Below are 19,636 nucleotides of genomic sequence, written 5' to 3'. Positions count from 1 at the left end.
CGCCCGCCGGCGACCGGCGCATCCCGGGGCGTGGCCCCCCTTCAGGCCTCGCGCAGTTCGCGGTCCGCGGCACGCAGCATCGTCAGCAGCAGCCGGTTGCGCGGCACTGCGAGCCCGTGGCGGTCGGCGCCGCGCACCACGGCGCCGGTGAGGTGTTCGTGCTCCAGGGGGCGCCCCGCGAGCCGGTCGTAGAAGGTGGAGGTCCCGCCCTCGGGTCCCACCGCGAGGTTCCCTCGCAGCGCCCTGCGTACGTCCGTCTCGTCCACCAGCGCGCCCTCCGCCTGCGCGACGGCGAGCGCTTCGAGAAGGATCTCCTCGGCCTGCCGGAGCATCTCCGGGTCCTGGAGTATGTGCATGCGCTGCTTGAGGAGCGCGGTCAGCGGGTTGGCGGCGACGTTGGTGAACAGCTTGCGCCAGGACGCGGTGCGGAAGTCCGCCACGGTGCGGACCGTTAGGCGGCTGCCTGCGAGCAGCGCCTCGAAACGCTCGCCCGACGGGCCGTCGGGGACGTGCAGTTCGCTGGAGAAGTGGTGCACGATCCGGCCGGGCGCGACGCGCTCGACGGCCATGAAGGCGAGCGTCGGCATGGCCTCGGCGCCGTCCGGCAGCAGCGGCGCGACGCGCTCGGCGTGGTCGATGCCGTTCTGGATGACGGCGACGACCGTCCCCGGCCCGCACAGGGCGCGCAGCCAGCCCGCGGCGCCCTCGGTGTCCTGAGCCTTGGTGGTCAGCAACACCCAGTCGTGAGGCGCCACTTCCTCCGGTGCTGTGACGAAGCGCAGCGCGGGGCGCAGCACTTCACCCTCCGTGCTCACCGTGAGCTCGTCGAGCGGGCTCCGCAGGCAGAGAGTGACGTCGTGCCCTGCCTCCCGGGCGAAAGCAGCGGTGAGGCCGCCGACGGCGCCGCCGCCGATCACGGCTATGCGTGCGGACGGTACTGAAGAGCTCATGCGGGCGATCGTATGCGCCCGCCGGTGAGCGACCTGGCCGGGGCCGCCATTACCACGAAACCGACATAACGGGTGTTACGCATAGAGCTCGCCCACAGATCTTCAGCCGGTTTCACAGGTTTCACAAGCGGGACGAGGTTCGGCCATGTACGTGCTGCCTGCAGCTCCGAGCACACCGGTCACCGACCGCCTCAGACGGCTCCCCGACTACGGGTCGGGCGCCTCCGGCCGGCCGCTACTGCGTCTCGGGGCGGTCTCGGCGCTCTACACCCTGCTGCAGATCCTGCTCGTGCTGCCGGGCACGGGACTCGGATGGGACGAGTCGGTCTACGTCAGCCAGGTCGACAGGCCGGACCCCGCCGCCTACTTCAGCGCTCCCCGCGCCCGCGGCATCTCCTATCTGGTGGCGCCCATCGTCTCCTTCACCTCGTCCACGACCGTCCTGCGCATCTGCCTCGCGGTGCTGTCCGGCGCGGCGCTGCTCGTCGCGCTGTGGGTGTGGCGACGGCTGCTGCCGCTTCCGGTGCTCACCTGGGGAGGCGCACTCTTCGCCGGGCTGTGGATCTCCCTCTACTACGGTCCGCAGGCCATGCCGAACCTGTGGTGCGCCTTCGGCTCCCTCGCGGCCGCCGGATTCTTCCTGCGCTACGCACGCGGCGAGGAGGACCGCCGCGTCCTCGCCGGGCTCGCAGTCTCCGTCGGCGTGGTCTCGCTGATGCGTCCGCCCGACGCCGCCTGGCTGGTGCTGGCACTCGGCGCAGCCGCACTGGCGGTTCGCGACTGGCGGCGCCCGGTGATGTTCGCGGCGCTCGCCGCAGGCGCGCTGGCGGGGGCCGCGCCCTGGATCGTCGAGGCGTTCACGTCGTACGGCGGCCTCCTCGCCCGGCTGCACAGGGGAAGCGAGATCCAGGGCGGGATGGGCTGGAACATCGCGATCGGCGATCACGTGCGGGCCCTTCAGGGCCGGATGCTGTGCCGCCCGTGCGACATGGCGTGGGAGGAGCCGCAGACCGCGCTGTGGTGGTTCGCGCTGCCGCTGCTCGCAGGCGCCGGCATCGCAGCGGCCGTGCGCGCGGGCAGGAAGGACACGGCCGTGCTGGCCACGGTGACGGCCGTGGTTCTCGCCCTGCCCTACCTCTTCCTCATGGGGTACGCCGCGCCCCGTTTCCTGCTGCCGTCCTACGCGCTGCTCGCGCTCCCCGTCGCCGAGTGCGTGCGGCGGGCCTTCTCACAGGGCCCGAACGGACGGCGCCCGCTGCTGCTGATCCTCGTGCCGGCGCTGCTGCTGGGCGCCCATTTCGGGGTGCAGTACCAGGTGCTGGGCTCCGTGCTGGAACGCAACTACACGATGACGGGCCGCCTGACGGAAGCCGCACAGACGATGCACCGGCTCGGCCTGCGGGCCCCGTGCACGGTCACGGGGCCGCTGGCCGTGCCGATGGCCCACTACGCGGGGTGCACCTCGCGCCAGTCCGACGGCCACGACGTGAACATCACCGACGAGGGCCTGCGGCGGCTGGCCCTGCGGAACGAACCGATGGCCGTGACCACCCGGAACCACCGCCCGCCGCCCAGCTGGGCCCGGGACTGGCCATCCCGGGAGCTGCACAGACTGCCCGGCTACCGCGTCTATGTGACACCGCACGGCGGGCGGGCGGCACAGCGCTAGCGGGCCCTAGAGATGATCACGGGGCACCCGTTCGTTCCAGGTGCGGGAGAAGACCCGCTCCTCGCCCTCGTAGCCGTCGAGCGTCGCGTCCAGCAGGAACTCCGTCTCCGTCGAGCGCAGCACCGTGCGGGTCTCCGTGCGGACCCTCCACCGGTCACGCCGGAACGTCATCGTCCACGCGGACTCGCCCCGCACCGAACCGAAGTCGTCGGCCACGGAGGAGTAACGCTCGTACGCCCGGCGGCTCACGTCGAGGTCGATGTCCTCGAAGTGCAGCGTCCCGGCGTCCTTGACGATCTCGAGCGCCGACTCGTAGTTCACCAGGTCGCGGTGGACCTCCCAGCGTGAGTCGACGGTGCCGGTCTGGGTGGTCTCCAGCGGCGGAGTGCCCTCCGGGTCCTCGAAGGCCCGGGTGCGCATCTCGCCCTCGTCGGTGGGCGGACGCACCGGCAGGGTGAGGGTGCTGCCGCCCGCGTACACGCTCAGCGTCACCGGCCTCGGCGGCGGCCAGGCCAGCGGCCAGTACGACGTGGAGAGGGACAGGCGGATGCGGTGGCCCGGCGGGAACGCCGCCCCGACACCGTTGAGCTCGATCACGGCCCGGTAGCGCCGCCCCGGTTCGAGCGGCTCGGGTTCGGAGGCGACGACCTCGCCCTCGCCGCCCCTGCGGGTGAGGTTGAGCAGCCCGTAGGTGACGCGGGTCGCGGGTCCTTCCGGTGCGACGTCCGAGATCCGGGCCGCCACCATCGCCACGGGCTCGCTGACCGAGAACTCGATCTCCACGGTCGGCGATCCGAGGATCTCGACGCGTTCGGTGAGGGCGTCGGTGTCGAAGACGAGCGACCCGCCGTCCTCCTCGCGCTGGTCGTAGGGCAGGTCCGGAGGCGCGTTGTAGGAGGCCCACTTCCCGGCGAACTGGCCGACGGACAGCGGGGAGCGGACCGTCAGCTCCTCATCCTCGACGCGCTCGCCCGGCTCGCCGACGCGGTGCCTGCGCAGCGGGTACACCACGGGGCTGATCTCCGGGGAGGGCCAGCCCGGCTCGCCGACCCAGCGGCCCGGCCGCTCCTCGTAGGAGGTGGAGGGCGGGACGCTCTCCTGCATCCACGTACGGAGCATGGGGCCGTCCATGACGCCGTTGTCGACGCCCTTGAGCCAGTGGTCCCACCAGCGCACGACCTCCTGGAGGTACCCGATGGCCGGGCCGGGCTCCCCCAGGTGCGGGAACTTGTGCGACCAGGGCCCGATGAGGCCCTTGCGGGGGACGTCGAGGTTGCCAAGGAGCCGGGTGACCGCGTTCGAGTAGCCGTCGGCCCACCCGCTGGAGGCGAGCACCGGGCACTGCACGTCCTCGTAGTTCTCCGACACCGAGGCGTGCCGCCAGTAGTCGTCCCGGCGCTGGTGGCGCAGCCACTCCAGTGCCCAGGGCCGGGTGTTCTCCAGGCGTTCCCGCCACATCTCGCGCCAGCGCTCACCGACCAGCGCCGGGTCCGGCGGGCAGGTGGCGTGAGCGAACATGGTGCCGGCCTCCGCCAGGTTGTCGGAGAGCAGGCAGCCGCCCATGTAGTGCATGTCGTCGGCGTAGCGGTCGTCCGTGAAGGACGCGATGACGAGGGCGCGCAGGCTCGGCGGACGGCGCGCGGCGACCTGGAGGGCGCTGAAGGCCCCCCAGGAGATGCCCATCATGCCGGTGCTGCCGTCGCACCAGGGCTGCGCGGCGATCCATTCCAGGACGTCCTCGGCGTCCGTCTGCTCCAGCTCCAGGTACTCGTCCTCCAGGACGCCCTCGGACTCGCCGGTGCCGCGCACGTCGACGCGTACGCAGGCGTAGCCGTGACCGGCGATGTACGGATGGTGCATCGAGTCGCGGACGGCCGTCAGATCACGCTTGCGGTACGGGATGTACTCCAGGACCGCGGGCACCGGGTCCTCCTCCGCGGTGGCCGGCCGCCAGATGCGGGCGGCCAGGCGCGTGCCGTCGGAGACCGGGATCCACAGGTGCTCCACTTCCTCGGTCTTGTGCGGCAGGTTGCTCACGAAACGCATGCCCGCGCTCCTTCCCTGAACGGCGGACGGCTCATGGGTGCCGGGCTTCCACTCACGTGTGTCCGGCCGCCGGTCACTTTGCGTCCGCCGGTTCCTCGACGCGGAAGGGCAGCGCCGCGAGGCAGCGGTTGTACTTGTCGACCATCTCCGCCTCGCTGTCGGCACCGACGAAGACGTGCGCGAGTTCGTAGCTGTAGCTGTCCTGTTCGGGAGCGTCGGAGAGCAGTTCGTTCTGCTCGGGCACCACGTCGATCTTCACGCCGGGGATCTCGCGCTCGACCTCGGCGATCTCCTCCTGGGTGGGGACGCGCCGCACCACGCCGTCGGTGAACCAGCGGTGGTACCACTTCGCGGCGACGGCGTAAGTGCCGTGCCCGGGCAGGAGGCTGGGCTCCCGGCCGAGGGCCAGGCTGAGCATGCAGTCGTGGTTGGGCACGCCGTCGACGTATTCGAAGAGCTCTGCGTGGGACTGGGAGTGCCGCGGGTTGATCTCCAGCAGATTGATCTCGTCCTTCTGCGCGTCGTAGAAGAACTCGATGCTGAACGTCGCGTTGTTCATGCCTATCTGCCAGATGACACGCTTCGTGACGTCCTTGAGCCTGCGCTGGACGGGCTCGGGCATCTGCGAGGGGTACTGGTGGCGCAGGAAGCTGGAGCTGTCCGGGTAGTCGATCGAGTCCAGGGCTCCGTAGACGGTGATCTCGCCGTCGCGGACGTAGCCTTCGACGGCGCACTGCACGCCGGTGAGCGACTCCTCGGCCAGGCAGGCCTGGCCGCCGGCCTCGGCGATCTCCCGCGGCAGCTCGATCTGTTCGAGGATGTACTCGAAGGGCCGCCCGATGCGTGAGATGCCGTTGCGGATCTCCTCCACGGCCTTCGCGAACTCCTCCTCGTTCTTCACGCCGAAGGCGAGCTCGGAGGAGTAGGACTTGACGGGCTTGAGCCACACCGGGAAGCGCATGTGCTCCGGAAGGCCCGGGTTCTCCTCGTCGAGGTCGACCAGGCCGAAGCGGGGGTGCTCGCTGATGACCTTCTGCTGCTCCAGCCGGCTCCAGTACTTGTGCTCGCACTTGACGATGGACTCCAGGCTGGTTCCGCGGAGTCCGTACTCACGGTTGAGGAGCGCCACGAGCGTGCTGACGGGGAAGTCCCAGTAGCCGACGATCGCGTCCACGCCGCCGTCGAAGTCCCCGAGCGTCTTGCGGGCCTTCGCCAGCAGGTCCGGCACGGACACCTCGCCCTCCTGGAGCTCGCCGGGCTCCAGAAGGGGGTGGAACGCGTACTCCTCGGCATGCGGCACCTGGCGCAGGACCTCGTGGTTCGCGTCGTCCATCCCCAGGACGAAAATGTTCTTCCGGCTCACGTCTTTTCTCCTCCTCGTCCTTCCGTGTGGAGTGGCCGAGGTACCCGTGGCCCCTGCGTCCAATCGACCGCAGACGTGATCCTGATCTCCATGCCGCTTCCCCGCCCTGCTCACAGCACCGGTGCCCGGCGGCGGGCACGCCCGCGCCGGCTGCGGACCAGTGCGTCGGCCCGCCCCGGACCGGACGGACCTGCGCTGCACCGGCCGGAGTTGGCGGGCACCGGGCAGCCGGGCACGGGGAGGACCGGCGGGGCCGCGGACATGCCACGGGGCCCGCACCTGCGAGCAGGTACGGGCCCCGTGGGCGAAGCCGCGATCAGGCCGGGGTGATGTTCTCCGCCTGCGGGCCCTTCTGGCCCTGGGTGACGTCGAAGGTCACCTTCTGGCCCTCGTGGAGCTCACGGTAGCCCTGGCTGTTGATGTTCGAGTAGTGGGCGAAAACGTCGTTGCCGCCGCCCTCCTGCTCGATGAAGCCGAAGCCCTTCTCGGAGTTGAACCACTTCACGGTGCCGGATGCCATGCCGATCTCCTTCTGAGGCAAATCTGGTGCCCCGCACCTCGCGGGGTACCGTCGCCGCCCTGACCCCATCCAGAAACACCGGAAAACAAAAATGCGCCTGAGGTCACAACCGTCAGGCGCACACGTAATGGGTACCAAAACTGCAACTTCTGCAACCTAGCACACCTCAGGTCCCGGGGGCGCCGGGTGGTCAGTGGTGGCCGTCGTGGCCCGGCACCGTCCCGTCCGGCTTGGCCACGAGCAGCAGCCCGGCCATCCCCATGTCCGAATGGCTCTGCACGTGGCAGTGGTACATCCATGCGCCGGCGCCCGCTTCCTCGCCCGCGACGATCTGGAATCCGAACGAGTCGGCCGGGCCGGTGATCTTGTTGTCGATGATCCGGCTGGGGTCGCCGGGCCCCTCCAGCAGGCCCGTCCGGTTGTCGGCCCAGCGGTGCCCGTGCACATGGAACGTGTGGTAGTACTCACCGTGCGTGATCATGATGATCTCGACCCGGTCACCCACGGTCATCTTGAAGTCGGGCCCCTTGGCCTGGTTGTTGATCGTCATGTCGTTGAAGACGATGGTGATCTGCTTCTCGGGCAGGATGTCGCCTTCCCTGCGCACGACGAGCGGGCCGTAGAGGCCGGCGCGGATGCCGCCGGTGCCGTGCTCGGTGCCGACGATGTGGTCGTGGTAGTGCCAGTAGCCCGCGCTGCCGGGGCGGTAGGTGCCGTCCTTGCGCTTGCCCGGGGCGTGGGTGCGCCAGGTGTAGGTGCGCGTTCCGCCCGGTTCGACGACGCTGTCGTTCATCTTGGTGCCGTCGTTGGCCCGGTCGTAGTCGACGCCGTGCGGGTGGAGGCTGACCGTGGTGTCGGTGGTGTTCTCGAACTCGATGTGGAGCGTGTCCCCTTCGGTCAGTTCGATGAGCGGGCCGGGGACCGTCGCCTTGCCCTTCTCCAGGCCGTAGCCGATCTGATCGTCCGCCAGCTTCTGTGCGTAGAGCTTCATGTGGCGCACCTCGCCGCCGGGCCCCGCGCGCCGGACGCCCGCCGCGGCGGAGGGTGCGGCGGAGGGCGCCGAGGCGGACGCGGGCGGCGCGAGGACCGCGGGGCCGAGCGCCGCCGCCGCGGAAGTGGCGAGAAGCCGTCTGCTGAAGCTGCGACGGGCGAGGCTGCTGCCGGACGTCTCGGACATCGGTCTCCCTTCGGCGGCCGGAGGGCCGCCACTGCCTGCGTGCCTGAACTGCCCCTGCGCGCCTGGACATTGGAGTGAAGCCGACAAGGACCGTAGCGCCGTCGGCCTCGTTTATCCATATCCAGGACAAAGTTCGTTGAATCGCGGTCATAGCTATTGGCGTTCCACCGAAAGAGGTCTAACTTCTTCCGCGTTTCTGTGACTTAAGAGGGGTGGATCAGTCATGCGGCTCGAACCGCACCAAAAGCCCTCGCAGTTGAGAGGGTTGCGCAGGTCACGCCCGGCGTTCCGGCGCTTCTCCCGGCGCGGGCGGCTCGCGGCGCTGCTCGCCGGAGCGGTCTCGGCCGCCCTGCTGGGCGGCTCCCCGGCCCTGGCGGGCACGCCGCCGGACCCGCCCGACGCGAAGCTCCGACTCCCCTCCCCGCCGGGCGGGGAGGACGTGCGCGTGCTGGTCTTCCACGGCTCCGCCGGAGAGGAGCCGCCCACTGTCGACGCCGGCATCGAGGCCATCGAGCAGATCGGCCGCAGCGGCCCGGCCGCACAGCGCTTCAGGATCACCGCGACGGCGGACCCCTCGGTGTTCACCTCCGAGAAGCTCGGCAAGTACAACGCCGTCGTCTTCCTCACCGGCGGCGGTGACGTCCTCGATCCCGCGCAGGAAGCGGGCCTGGAGAGCTACATGGAGGCCGGCGGCGGCTTCCTCGGCATCCACGGCGCTGCGAAGGCGGAGCCGTACTCCGACTGGTTCGCCGGTCTGGTGGGCGCACGCCCCGCTGCGGACCAGACCGCGAAGGTGCAGCGCGCCACGGTGGAGGTCGGCGACCGCCGCAACCCGGCGGCCAGGGACCTTCCCCTGGAGTGGAAGCGCCCCGACAAGTGGCTCAACTGGAAGGAGAATCCCAGCGGTTCGGTGCACACCGTCGCACGCGTGCGCGAGCGCAGCTACGACCCCGGCCAGGGCGCGATGGGCTGGGACCACCCCGTCTCCTGGTGCCGCGACTACGACGGCGGACGTTCCTTCTACACCGGCATGGGCGGCACGGCCGACAGCTTCCAGGAGGCCGACTTCCGCACGCATCTGCGTGGTGCGCTGCTGTGGACGACGCGGCTGGCAAGGGCCGACTGCCAGGCCACCATCGCCTCCAACTACAAGGCGGAGCGGGTCACTTCCCCGAACAAGCCCGGCGAGTCCGACCAGATCGGTGAGCCTCACGGCCTGGCCACGGCGGACGACGGCCGCGTCTTCTACATCGGGCGGGGCGGCGGCGACGGAGACGCGCCCGTGGTGACCGACTGGGACGACCCGCAGATCGGCAAGGGCCAGGGCACGGTCCACGTCTACGACCCGGAGACGAAGAAGGTCTCCCTGGTCGGGTCGCTCACCGTGTTCGGCAACAAGGGCGGCGGCGACGAACTCGTCAAGGTCGAGGAGGGCCTGCTGGGTATCGCGCTCGACCCGGACTTCGCCGACAACGGCCGGCTGTACCTGCACTACACGCCGCACTCGCAGCTGGACCGGGACAAGCACATGGCCGAGCGCCGCGTCTCCCGCTTCACCGTGGACGCGAAGAGCGGGAAGCTGGACGAGTCCTCGGAGAAGGTGCTGCTCAAGTGGCCCGTGCAGGTGCACAGTTGCTGTCACGCGGGCGGCGGCATGGCCTTCGACTCCAAGCGCAACCTCTACATCGCCACAGGTGACAACAACTCCTCACGCTTCAGCGACGGTTACTCGGGCAACAACCCCGAACCCTCCTTCAAGGGCGTCTCGTTCGCCGACGCCCGCCGCACCGCGGGCAACACCAACAACCTCAACGGCAAGATCCTGCGCATCCACCCCGAGGACGACGGCACCTACACCCTCCCCGAAGGGAACCTCTTCACCGGCGAGGAGACCGACGAGGGCGGCGGCAAGACCCGGGGCGAGATCTATGTGATGGGCGTGCGCAACCCGGCCCGCATCTCCGTCGACCCCGAGACCGACGTCCTCTACGCCGGCTGGGTCGGACCGGACGCCGGCGAACCCAGCACCACGTGGGGCCCCGCCAAGTACGACACCTTCGCCCGCATCACGCAGGCAGGCAACCACGGATGGCCGTACTGCATGGGCAACAAGCAGCCCTACCGGGACCGCAATCTGCCCGACCCGGACAAGCCGCTGGGCTGGTACGACTGCGACCACCTGAAGAACGAGTCCCCCAACAACGACGGGCTGGTGAACATCCCGCCCGCGCAGCCCAACAACATCTGGTACTCGCCGCAGGGCGGGGCCCCGGACTATCCGCGTGACGAGAACGGCGTGCCCAGCTACAAGAAGGACGAGCAGAAGCTGCTGCTGCCGTGGCTCAAGGGCGGCGGCCAGGCCACCATGAACGGCCCGGTCTACCGCTTCGACAAGTCCGTCGCGTCCAAGGGCAAATGGCCGGCCTACTGGGACGGCAAGTGGTTCGTCGGCGACTTCTACGACGCCGAACAGCCCCGGCACGCGGTGGTGATGCCCGACGGCGACGAGCCCGGGGCCCTGCCGGTGCACGCCGAGAGCCTTCGCAGGATCATCCCGGTCGGTGAGGGCGGCATCCGCAATCTCATGGACTGGAAGTTCGCCCCGGACGGCTCGCTCTACGTCCTCGACTACGGACGGGGCTTCTTCACCTCCGACGACAAGTCGGCTTTGTGGCACGTCACTTACCAGGGCGGCAAGGCCACTCCCGCCGCCGGCGACGTCGTCGGCAACAGCACGAAGGGGGCGTCACGATGATCCCGTCCGCACGCACACGCCGGACGCCGGCGGCCCGCCGGCGGCGGGCCCTCGGCACCGCGGTGACGGCACTGTTCGCGGCGCTGCTGATGGTGCTGGGCCTGACCTCGGCACCGGCGTACGGGCAGCAGCCGGCGCCAGGCGGCTCCGGCACGGCGGCCGCACAGCTGCTGAGGTGGACCGCGGGCGACGACATCACCCGATACACCTCGGCGCCCGAGACGGCGGTCGCGGGGCCGGCGACCATCGAGTTCGAGAACAGCGAGGCGACGGGCAACACCACGTCCATGCCGCACACGCTGACGTTCGTCACCGGCGACCCCGACTACAACGACGACGTGAACGTCAACATCCTCGCCAACCCCTCGGACGCGCAGGGCGGCAAGCACTCCGTCGAAGTCGTCCTGACCCCCGGGACGTACAAGTACCACTGCACCATTCCCGGCCACGGGCAGATGCAGGGAACCCTCGTCGTCACCGACGGCGGCGGGGGCGGGGACACGACACCGCCGGAGACCTCCGCAAAGGTCGAGGGCGACAAGAACGCGGACGGCGCGTACGTGGGCATGGCCACCGTCACCGTGAACGCATCCGACAGCGGAAGCGGCGTCGCGACCGTCGAGTACGCCCTCGGCGACGGCGGCCACCAGGCCTACACCGGGCCGGTGATGGTGCACGAGACCGGTACGCACACCTTCCGCTACAGAGCCGCCGACAAGGAGGGCAACGTCGCGGAGGAGAAGTCGGTGGAGTTCACCGTCGTCGCACCGCCGACGGACGACACCACTGCGCCGGAGACCTCCGCGACGGTCGACGGCGAACAGGACGCCGACGGCGCGTACGTGGGCTCGGCCACCGTCACCGTGACCGCGTCCGACGCGGGGTCGGGGGTCAACACCGTCGAATACGCCCTGGACGACGGGGAGTTCCAGCCCTACTCGGCACCCGTGATGGTGCACGAGCCGGGCTCCCACACCGTCCGCTACAAGGCGACGGACAAGGCGGGCAACGCCGCCGCGGCCAAGTCCGTCGAGTTCACCGTCGTCGAGCAGCCCGAGGAGGACACGACTGCGCCGCGGACCACGGCCAGGACCGAGGGAAGGACCAACTCCGACGGCCACTATCTCGGCAAGGCCACGGTGACCCTCACCGCAACGGATGAGGGATCGGGAGTGGAGAAGGTCGAATACTCCCTCGACGGCGGCCCGTTCCTCGCCTACACAGAGCCGGTCGTGGTGGACCGAACCGGCCATCACAGCGTCGCGCACCGGGCGACCGACAAGGCGGGCAACACCTCGCAGGCCGTCGCCGAGTCCTTCGACGTCGTGCCGGGCGGCGGTGTCCCCGCGCCCGACTGCCCCGAGTACGACGAGCGGGAGACCGTCTTCGTCGGTGACATCGACACCGGCGTCCCGAACCGGATGACGCGGCAGCGCTGCACCGTCGGCGAACTGATCGAGGACGAGAAGGACTGGTCCTCGCAGGCCCTGTTCCTCAAGCACGTCTCGGAGGTCACCGACGCGCTGCTCAAGGACAACGTGCTCGACGCGCGGGAGCACAAGCTGATCAACAAGGCCGCGAAAAAGTCCGGCATCGGCACCCCAGGTCAGCAGACGGGCTACAAGAAGCTGTTCGACGGGACGGAGGAGTCCTTCGCGCGGTGGCAGCACGTCGGCGGCGGCGCGTTCTCCCTGGGCGGCGACGGCAGCATGACCAGCAGCACCGAGACCGAGGGCATGGGCATGCTGTGGTACCCGAAGCGGAAGTACGCCGACTATTCGCTGAAGCTGCAGTTCCGCGACGACGCCCCCGGTGACGGCAACGCCAACGCCGGTGTCTTCGCCCGCTTCCCGTACGTCCACGACAACCCGGAGGAGTCACGGCCCGAGTGGGTCGCCATCAAGTTCGGGCACGAGCTGCAGATCCTCGACCGGCCCGACGGCGACATGTACAAGACCGGCTCCGTCTACGGCTTCGACCGCGTGGGACTGGCCGGTGCGGGCGTCACCCCGAAGGGCACCTGGAACGACTACGAGATCAAGGTCGTGGGCCAGCACTATTCGGTCTACCGGAACGGAGAACTCATCAACGAGTTCGACAACGACGGCGGCCAGGTCTTCGAGCCTCCCCGCGACGACGACCCCGGCACTGACGGGCGCCGGTACGCCTCGGGCTACATCGGCCTCCAGGTTCACGGCGTCACGGACGTGATCTCCTACCGGGACGTGCGGATCAAGGAACTCTGACGCGGTCACCGGGGACGAACGCGCCCGGATGAAGAGGTCCCGCCGTAAAGCGGCGGGGCCTCTTCGCGTCGCCCGGCCGCCTTCCCCCGCGTCGGCGGCGCCCCTCCGCGCCGGCTTGTCGTGTTTCATCAAGCGGCCCGTGCCGGTCCCGAGCCCGGACTACGCTGCCGGCGTGACGCCCCCGCTGCCCGGCCCCGCCGCCACGTCGACGGCCGATTCGAGGACCGCGTCGGCTGCCGCGCCGGCACCGGCACCGGGCGCTGCCCGCACCGCCGTCGCCGAAGTCCCCGCCGTCCACGTCACCCCGGAGTCTCCTTGTACACCGCGCTGATCATCGCCGCCTTCGTCCTCTACGCCGCGGCGTTCAGCGCCGTGATGCAGTTGGGCGGACGTGAGGCGAGGAGACCCGGCCGGGGCAGGCTCACCACGATATTCGGCGGCCTCGCCGTCAGCGGGGCGCTCCTGATGACCGCGGGCGACATCGCCGGCAGGCCGCCGCTCGGCGACGGTCTCTGGCACACGGTGCTGAACAGGGCACCCGACTACATTCCGTGGATGATCGTCATCACGGCGTCCATCACGTGCGGCTACCTCTTCTTCGGCCGCGGCAGCCGGCCCCGTGATCCCGACGGGCACGTCACCGGCCCGGGCACGTCCCGGACGCCGGGAGAGGACCCCCGGTCGGCAGAATCCTGAACCGGCCGGGACCCCAACGGCCCACGGCGCCACCCTGGTTCCACGTACCCGGAGCGCCGGGGCTCAGCGGGCGGGCGGGCCCCCTTCGGCATCACCGTCGCCGAAGGCGTCGAGCAGCCGGGCCGGAGCTGCCTGCCTCCAGGAGTCGACGAGGATGTCGCGCATTTCGCCGAGGTCGTCCAGAGCGGCGATCCGCACACGGACCCATGGGGTTCCCGCCTCGTGCGGCGGCACCCAGAACTTCTCCGGCTCCGCCGCGATCAGTTCGCTCCGCTCGTACCTGGGGCAGCGCACGGCGAAGGACGTCTCGTCGTCGGGGACCGTGACGAACATCTTCCCGGCGACGCGGAACGTGGGCATGTTCCACGCCTCCTTCTCCGCCGTCTGAGGAAGCGACAGCGCGATGCGGCGGACATCCTCCGAGTCGGGCATGGCACCAATCTACGGCTGTCTGCGGGTACGCCCCCTCACGGCGGGCTCGTCCGCGTCAACGGCGGTGCCGGCAGCGCCCCGGGCGCGGCGGTGGCCGACCGCCCGCAAGCCGGCCACTCCCGCGCACGGCAGAGGCCGGTCAGGCGGACCGGCCCGTAAAGCTTCCGGTGCCGCGCGACGGAGGCGGGTGTCGGACCCTCCCCCCACACTGAAGGCACCCACGAGCCGAAGCGCACGGAGAAGCCCCGCATGATCACCACCCTTGCCGTCGAGAACTACCGGTCGCTGAGCAGCCTCGTCGTGCCGCTGGAGCGGCTGAACGTCGTCACGGGCGCGAACGGCACAGGGAAGTCCAGCCTGTACCGGGCCCTGCGGCTGCTCGCCGACGCCGCACGGGGAGGAGCGGTCGCGGCGCTCGCCCGCGAGGGCGGGCTGCGCTCCACGCTGTGGGCCGGTTCGGAGAATCCGGCGCAGGGCGCGGGCAGAAGCGGACCGGTGGGGCTGCGACTCGGCTTCGCCGGGGACGAGTTCGGCTATGCGGTCGACTTCGGGCATCCGGTCCCGGCCGATTCACTGTTCGACCTCGATCCGGAGATCAAGGTCGAATGCACCTGGGCGGGGCCGGTGCTGCGCCCCGCCGCGGTGCTCTCGGAGCGGAAGGGCCCCGCCGTGCGGACGCGCACTGCGGCCGGTGACTGGCATCGCTCGGCGGGCGAACTGCGCCCGTACGACAGCATGCTGAGCGAGTTCGCCGACCCGCAGCTCGCACCCGACCTGCTGAGGCTGCGGGAGCGCATCAGGTCCTGGCGGTTCTACGACCACGTGCGCACCGACGCGCAGGCACCGGCCCGTTCCGCACAGATCGGCACCCGCACGCCCGTGCTCGCGCATGACGGCGTGGACCTTGCGGCGGCTCTGCGCACCATCCACGAGACCGGCGACCGCAAGCGGCTGAAGGAAGCCGTGGACGCCGCGTTCCCCGGCAGCCGGCTCACCGTCGCAAGCCGGGGCGGCCGCTTCGAAGTGGAGCTGCATCAGCCGGGAATGCTGCGCCCCCTCACCGCCGCCGAACTGTCCGACGGCACGCTGCGCTATCTGCTGTGGACGGCCGCGCTTCTCACGCCGCGGCCTCCGGCGCTACTCGTCCTGAACGAACCGGAGGCCAGCCTCCACCCCGAACTGCTCTCGCCGCTGGCGGAGTTGATCGTCGCAGCCGCTCAGGACACGCAGGTCGTGGTGGTCACCCACGCGTCGGAGCTGGTTGCGCAGCTGGAGCGCGGCCCGGTGCGTCACCGGCTCGACGTGAACTCGATGGAGCTGGTCAAGGACGAGTACGGCCGGACCCGGGTGGCCGGGCGCGAAGGACTTCTGGACCAGCCGGCGTGGCACTGGCCCAAGCGCTGACGGGCTCGCGTCCCCGGGCGCGGATTCCCCAGGGGACCAGCCGGTGCCACCGCTGTGCACCGGATCCGCCGGGCGCCTGCAGGGCCGTCTCCGGGCATCCGCGCACGAGGGCGGGGGTCGACGGGCCGCTCCAGGTCCAGCCGCTTGCGGACGCTGCGGGTCGTGATCAGCAGCTCGTGGGGGCAGTTCGGCCACATCGGGCTCCTAGGGTGCGGGGCGGGGCCGGCGAGGGGGCCGCAGCCGCGGATCGCTGAGTCGCCTTGACGACGCCGCGCTCGGGTCGTCCGGCAACACCTCGTTCCGCAGGGCTCTTGCCGGGCGGGACGGTACGTGATTCAGTGGCTCATCCACTGAGTCACTGAGGAAGGTGCCGGGCGTGGAGACTCTGCCCCGAGAGACGATCGTCGACGTACTGGAGAACAAACTCCGCGAGGAGATCCTCACCGGATCCCATCCCGCGGGGAGTTACCTGCCCCCCGAGCGCGAACTGGCCGACGGCTACGGCGTCACGCGGACCACCCTCAAACACGCTTTCGGCCGCCTCGTGCAGTCCGGTCTGCTGGAGACCCGTCACGGAGTGGGCACCCGGGTACGGGACTTCGTCCGTCTCGGCGGGGCCGACCTGCTCCCGATGCTGGTGCGGCACAGTCCCGACTGGCTGGGTGAGATCTTCGAAGTGCGGCGCAGCATCGGCGCGTTGATCGCCGAGCGGGCGGCGACGAAGGCCACCGCGGCGCAGCGGGAGGAACTGCGCCGGCTGCTGGCAGCGGTCCGGAGCGCCGAGGGCGGCGGCGAGGTGCAGCTCGCGGACGTCGAGGTGCACCGCGCGCTCGCCCGCGCCACCGGCAACAGGGTCTACACGCTGCTGACCAACACCCTCTTCAACGCCTACCTGCCGATGCGCACACACCTCGTCGGCCCGTTCCTGGACCCCGAGGTGGCGCACGGCCGGCTGGAACCCGTGGTCTCGGCGGTCAGTGCGGGCGACGCGAAGGCCGCGCGCGAGGCGGCGGACGCGTACCTCGCCGCCACGGAGCGCATCATGCTCGACGGTCTCGGGATCGCCTGATGGGCGGCCGGGGCACGACATTCTCGGAGGTCATGACCGGTTTCGTCCGTCTGGCCGGGGAGAGCGAGACGCGGGCGATGCGCCTTGACCTGACCGTACGGTCGGGCGAGGTGCTGCTCCCGCACCGCACGACCGACGGTGCGGTGACCGGACGGGTCCGCATCGCCGGCCGGGCCGACGACGCGCAGGCGACGGGCACGATGGAGATATCGCCGCTCGCCCGGCGCCGCATCCGCTACCGCATCGGCTTCACGGCCGAGGGCCGCCGTTACTCCCTCGACGGCTGGAAGTCCATCTCCCCGGCCCGGCCCGTGAAGTCGATGACAGTCCTGCCGTTCTCCCTCTTCGAGGACGGTGAGGAGGCCGGGAAGGGAACGCTGCGCTTCCCCCTGAGCACGCAGCTGCTTCCCTTCCTGGCCGGCTTCCGCTTCCCGCGCCGCGAGGACGCAGCGGCCCAGCTCGCGCCGCGCTGGGACGGATCGGCGGGACGGACGGAGGTCTGGTACACGACCGTCACCGACCCCGCCACCCGCAGCGGTCTGTGGCTGCACCACGAACTCGTCGCCCCGTCCGACGGATCGGACGCGTACGCCCACGGCTGGGTCGCCCGCTTCCCCGCCGACGGCGAAGGCCCCGTCGAGCACGCCCGGTTCGGCCCGCAGCCGTGGAAGTCGCAGCCCGGGGCGCGCGGCTTCGCTTCGGAGGGCATCGAGGCCGGCCCGGGGCGGCTGCGCGGTGAGGCGGGCCCGTTCAGCTGGGACCTGGCCGAACACCCGCAGGACGAGCCGCTGTTCACCTTCCCGCGCTGGTCCTGGCGCCGCCCGCTGCTTCCCGCGGCGCAGATCGTGCCGGCCCCCCGCGCGTCGTACACGGGGACGTTCGCCTACGACGGCGGCGAGCTGGAACTCGACGGCGCACCCGGGGCGACCGCCCGCATCTACGGGCACGGCAACGCGCGCCGCTGGGCGTGGCTGCACGCGGGGCTCGGCGGCGGCGACGTGCTGGAGATCGTCGCCGCGACGTCGATGCGTCCCGGGCTGCGGCGGCTGCCGCCGCTGGTGTTCCTGCGGCTGCGCAAGGACGGCCGCACGTGGCCGCGGCGGGCGGAGCGCACCGCGGTCGGCTGGGCGGGCCTGGGCCGCTTCAAGGCCCGTCTCTCGCTGCCGACCTGGACGGTCACGGGCCGCGCCGGCCTGCGCCGCATCCGCGTGGAGGTCACACAGCCCGAGGAGCGCACCCTCGCCCTCGACTACACCGACCCCGACGGAAGCGGCGCCGTGTGCCGCAACAGCGAGACGGCGGACGCGCGGATCGTCCTGGAACGCTGGAGGGGACGGTGGCGCACCGAGGCGGAGTGGAGCCTGGACGGCACGGCGCACGCGGAGGTGGGTGACCGATGAGCGGTCAGGAACCTCTCGCCGGCCTCGTCGCCGCCCTGCTCGCCGACGACGGCAGCAAGACGTGGCCGGGTGCCGTACCCGGACGTCTCGGCTCCGTGCTCGGCACGATGCCCGCGCCCGCACGTGCCGGGGTCCGGGCGGCGGCCGCCGCCGTCGACGCCTACGCCGTGGTCCGCACCGGCCGCCGCCTGCGCGGACTGGCCCCGCACGCGCGGGAGACGGTGCTGGCCTCGCTGGCGTCCCGCAGGTCGCTGCTGCCGGTGCTGGACGCGGTGAAGGTGCCGGTGATGCTCGCGGCCGGCACGGAGCGCATGATCCACGAGGAGCCCGCTCCCCCGCCGGTGTCCGCGCCGCAGGATCCGCCGCTGGACTGTGTGCCGTCGGCGGAGTGGCCCGACAGGTCGACCGCCGACGCCGTGGTCGTCGGTTCCGGCGCGGGAGGCGCCGTCGCGGCCCGCACGCTGGCCCGGGCGGGCATGCGTGTCCTCGTGCTGGAGGAGGGGCGCCGGCACACCACCGCCGAGTTCGGGCGGCGCACGCCGCTCGACCGGTTCGGGGAGCTCTACCGGGACGGTGGCGGCACCGTCGCCCTCGGCAACCCGCCGGTGGTGCTGCCCGTGGGGCGCGCCGTCGGCGGCACCACCGTCGTCAACTCCGGTACCTGCTACCGCACTCCGGACCATGTGCTCACCCGCTGGCGCGACGAGTTCGGGCTGGGCCTCGCCGACGCGGACTCCTTCGGCGAATGCCTCGACGAGGTCGAACGCACCCTCCAGGTCGCCACCGCGCCCCTGGACGTCCTGGGCCGCAACGCCCGCACCGCGCTGCTCGGCGCCGAGCGGCTCGGCTGGCAGGCGGCACCGCTGCGCCGCAACGCGACCGGCTGCAAGGGCTCCTGCCAGTGCGTCGTGGGCTGCCCCACGGGCGCGAAGCAGAGCGTGCAGCTGTCGGTGCTGCCCGACGCGTGTGCCGCCGGCGCCCGGATCGTCACCGGCGCGTATGTGCAGCGCCTCCTCGTGGAGAAGGACCGGCCGGGCGGACCGCGGGCGTGCGGCGTCCTGGTACGCCGCCCGGACGGCAGCGAGTTGGAGATCCTCAGCCCGCTCGTCGTGGTCGCGGCGGGAGCCCTTCACTCGCCGCCGCTGCTGCGCCGCTCGGGACTGGGCGGCCACCCGCGGCTCGGCCGCAACCTGGCGATCCATCCGGCTGCGAGCGTGGCGGGGCGTTTCCAGGAGCCCGTCACCGCGTGGCGGGGCGTGCTGCAGAGCGTCGGCGTGGAGGAACTTCACAGCGACGGCATCCTCATCGAGGCGACCGCCGGGCCGCCCGGCATGGGCTCGTTCGTGCTTCCCGGGGTGGGGCGCGCACTGCGCCGGGAGCTGGACGGGGCCGAGTCCCTCGCCACGCTGGGCGCCATGATCGCGGATCTGCCCTCCGGCCGCGTCCTGGGAGCCCGCCGTACGCTGCTGCGCTACGACCTGGCACGCCGTGACGGGGAGCGGCTCATGCGGGCGGTCGAGGCCATGGGCAGGATCCTCTTCGCCGCGGGGGCGCAGGAGGTCCTCACGGGCATTCCCGCCGCGCCGAAGGCATACTCGCAGGACGAACTGCGGGAAACGCTGCGGGGGTTGTCGGCCGGACAACTGCATCTTTCAGCCTTCCACCCGACGGGGACGGTGGCACTGGGCGCCGATCCGCAGACCGCTCCGGCAGACACCGAGGGACGGCTGCGCGGCGTGCAGGGAGTGCTGATCGCGGACGGTTCCGCGCTGCCCAGCTGCCCGGAGGTGAACCCGCAGCTGACGATCATGGCCACGGCCCTGGCCGTCAGCGAGGCGGCGGCCAGCGTGGCACAGCGTGCCTAATTACCCCGAACGTGCCTACCGTGGCGGGGAGTTGGCACCATAGG

Annotated in this window: 15 protein-coding genes; 8 read left to right on the top strand and 7 right to left on the bottom strand. The window is 71.2% G+C overall.

Going from position 1 to position 19,636, the window contains the following annotated elements:
• Positions 1–41: 41 nt before the first annotated feature.
• Complete coding sequence (locus H180DRAFT_RS19915; RefSeq protein WP_074466885.1) at positions 42–950, bottom strand: 2-dehydropantoate 2-reductase; 909 nt, start codon at positions 948–950, stop codon at positions 42–44.
• Positions 951–1,095: 145 nt separating this feature from the next.
• Here H180DRAFT_RS19915 and H180DRAFT_RS19910 point away from each other — a divergent pair, with 145 nt between their 5' ends.
• Positions 1,096–2,619 carry a hypothetical protein gene (locus H180DRAFT_RS19910; RefSeq protein WP_107097706.1) on the top strand — a complete coding sequence of 508 codons (1,524 nt, stop codon included), beginning with the start codon at positions 1,096–1,098 and terminating at the stop codon, positions 2,617–2,619.
• 6 nt (positions 2,620–2,625) lie between these two features.
• Here H180DRAFT_RS19910 and H180DRAFT_RS19905 read toward each other — a convergent pair whose 3' ends face one another.
• From H180DRAFT_RS19905 to H180DRAFT_RS19890, 4 genes are all read right to left on the bottom strand, one after another.
• Entirely contained in the window at positions 2,626–4,665 is a 2,040-nt protein-coding gene (locus H180DRAFT_RS19905; protein ID WP_055487460.1) for a CocE/NonD family hydrolase, read from the bottom strand.
• Positions 4,666–4,738: 73 nt separating this feature from the next.
• Positions 4,739–5,998, bottom strand: a complete 1,260-nt coding sequence (locus H180DRAFT_RS19900) for an ATP-grasp domain-containing protein (RefSeq protein ID WP_055487561.1) — start codon at positions 5,996–5,998, stop codon at positions 4,739–4,741.
• 346 nt (positions 5,999–6,344) lie between these two features.
• Positions 6,345–6,548 (bottom strand): cold-shock protein, encoded by a 204-nt coding sequence (locus tag H180DRAFT_RS19895; protein ID WP_055487459.1) that lies wholly within the window; start codon positions 6,546–6,548, stop codon positions 6,345–6,347.
• A 190-nt stretch (positions 6,549–6,738) separates the two neighbouring features.
• A complete protein-coding gene (locus tag H180DRAFT_RS19890) occupies positions 6,739–7,725 on the bottom strand; it encodes a multicopper oxidase domain-containing protein (protein WP_055487458.1) in 987 nt (328 codons plus the stop codon).
• A 223-nt stretch (positions 7,726–7,948) separates the two neighbouring features.
• Between H180DRAFT_RS19890 and H180DRAFT_RS19885 the strand changes: the two genes are divergently transcribed.
• Together H180DRAFT_RS19885 and H180DRAFT_RS19880 are read left to right on the top strand one after the other, a co-directional pair.
• Positions 7,949–10,480, top strand: a complete 2,532-nt coding sequence (locus tag H180DRAFT_RS19885) for a ThuA domain-containing protein (protein WP_079100252.1) — start codon at positions 7,949–7,951, stop codon at positions 10,478–10,480.
• Between the two features lie 89 nt (positions 10,481–10,569).
• Positions 10,570–12,726 carry an OmpL47-type beta-barrel domain-containing protein gene (locus tag H180DRAFT_RS19880; RefSeq protein WP_254666100.1) on the top strand — a complete coding sequence of 719 codons (2,157 nt, stop codon included), beginning with the start codon at positions 10,570–10,572 and terminating at the stop codon, positions 12,724–12,726.
• Positions 12,727–12,885: 159 nt separating this feature from the next.
• On the opposite strand, the gene H180DRAFT_RS29910 is transcribed toward H180DRAFT_RS19880, so the two are convergent.
• The gene (locus tag H180DRAFT_RS29910) at positions 12,886–13,029 is read right to left on the bottom strand and encodes a hypothetical protein (protein ID WP_159033589.1); all 144 of its coding nucleotides are present in this window, start codon (positions 13,027–13,029) and stop codon (positions 12,886–12,888) included.
• Between the two features lie 12 nt (positions 13,030–13,041).
• Between H180DRAFT_RS29910 and H180DRAFT_RS19875 the strand changes: the two genes are divergently transcribed.
• Complete coding sequence (locus tag H180DRAFT_RS19875; protein WP_055487456.1) at positions 13,042–13,422, top strand: hypothetical protein; 381 nt, start codon at positions 13,042–13,044, stop codon at positions 13,420–13,422.
• 63 nt (positions 13,423–13,485) lie between these two features.
• Here H180DRAFT_RS19875 and H180DRAFT_RS19870 read toward each other — a convergent pair whose 3' ends face one another.
• Positions 13,486–13,854, bottom strand: coding sequence for an MmcQ/YjbR family DNA-binding protein (locus H180DRAFT_RS19870; RefSeq protein WP_055487455.1), 369 nt, complete (start codon positions 13,852–13,854; stop codon positions 13,486–13,488).
• A gap of 249 nt (positions 13,855–14,103) precedes the next feature.
• Between H180DRAFT_RS19870 and H180DRAFT_RS19865 the strand changes: the two genes are divergently transcribed.
• The 4 genes from H180DRAFT_RS19865 to H180DRAFT_RS19850 all read left to right on the top strand — a co-directional run bounded on the left by H180DRAFT_RS19865 (position 14,104) and on the right by H180DRAFT_RS19850 (position 19,592).
• Entirely contained in the window at positions 14,104–15,258 is a 1,155-nt protein-coding gene (locus H180DRAFT_RS19865; protein ID WP_055487454.1) for an AAA family ATPase, read from the top strand.
• Between the two features lie 376 nt (positions 15,259–15,634).
• Entirely contained in the window at positions 15,635–16,327 is a 693-nt protein-coding gene (locus tag H180DRAFT_RS19860) for a FadR/GntR family transcriptional regulator (RefSeq protein ID WP_055487453.1), read from the top strand.
• Positions 16,328–16,359: 32 nt separating this feature from the next.
• Entirely contained in the window at positions 16,360–17,727 is a 1,368-nt protein-coding gene (locus H180DRAFT_RS19855) for a hypothetical protein (protein ID WP_254666088.1), read from the top strand.
• Positions 17,724–19,592 (top strand): GMC family oxidoreductase, encoded by a 1,869-nt coding sequence (locus tag H180DRAFT_RS19850; protein ID WP_055487452.1) that lies wholly within the window; start codon positions 17,724–17,726, stop codon positions 19,590–19,592. Before H180DRAFT_RS19855 ends, H180DRAFT_RS19850 begins: the two co-directional genes overlap by 4 nt.
• The last annotated feature ends 44 nt before the right edge of the window (positions 19,593–19,636 follow it).

The organism is Streptomyces sp. WMMB 322, from assembly GCF_900090145.1.
Taxonomy (GTDB): domain Bacteria; phylum Actinomycetota; class Actinomycetes; order Streptomycetales; family Streptomycetaceae; genus Streptomyces.
Note: the sequence above shows the minus strand (reverse complement) of the source record. Positions and strands in the feature narration are given on the sequence as shown.

What these genes read in the sequence shown, in the direction of transcription:
- H180DRAFT_RS19870 (WP_055487455.1), bottom strand. Translation starts at nt 13,854, where the DNA reads ATGCCCGACTCGGAGGATGTCCGCCGCATCGCGCTGTCGCTTCCTCAG.
- H180DRAFT_RS19885 (WP_079100252.1), top strand. Translation starts at nt 7,949, where the DNA reads ATGCGGCTCGAACCGCACCAAAAGCCCTCGCAGTTGAGAGGGTTGCGC.
- H180DRAFT_RS19890 (WP_055487458.1), bottom strand. Translation starts at nt 7,725, where the DNA reads ATGTCCGAGACGTCCGGCAGCAGCCTCGCCCGTCGCAGCTTCAGCAGA.
- H180DRAFT_RS19895 (WP_055487459.1), bottom strand. Translation starts at nt 6,548, where the DNA reads ATGGCATCCGGCACCGTGAAGTGGTTCAACTCCGAGAAGGGCTTCGGC.
- H180DRAFT_RS19850 (WP_055487452.1), top strand. Translation starts at nt 17,724, where the DNA reads ATGAGCGGTCAGGAACCTCTCGCCGGCCTCGTCGCCGCCCTGCTCGCC.
- H180DRAFT_RS19855 (WP_254666088.1), top strand. Translation starts at nt 16,360, where the DNA reads ATGACCGGTTTCGTCCGTCTGGCCGGGGAGAGCGAGACGCGGGCGATG.
- H180DRAFT_RS19880 (WP_254666100.1), top strand. Translation starts at nt 10,570, where the DNA reads ATGGTGCTGGGCCTGACCTCGGCACCGGCGTACGGGCAGCAGCCGGCG.
- H180DRAFT_RS19905 (WP_055487460.1), bottom strand. Translation starts at nt 4,665, where the DNA reads ATGCGTTTCGTGAGCAACCTGCCGCACAAGACCGAGGAAGTGGAGCAC.
- H180DRAFT_RS19900 (WP_055487561.1), bottom strand. Translation starts at nt 5,998, where the DNA reads ATGGACGACGCGAACCACGAGGTCCTGCGCCAGGTGCCGCATGCCGAG.
- H180DRAFT_RS19910 (WP_107097706.1), top strand. Translation starts at nt 1,096, where the DNA reads ATGTACGTGCTGCCTGCAGCTCCGAGCACACCGGTCACCGACCGCCTC.
- H180DRAFT_RS19915 (WP_074466885.1), bottom strand. Translation starts at nt 950, where the DNA reads ATGAGCTCTTCAGTACCGTCCGCACGCATAGCCGTGATCGGCGGCGGC.
- H180DRAFT_RS19865 (WP_055487454.1), top strand. Translation starts at nt 14,104, where the DNA reads ATGATCACCACCCTTGCCGTCGAGAACTACCGGTCGCTGAGCAGCCTC.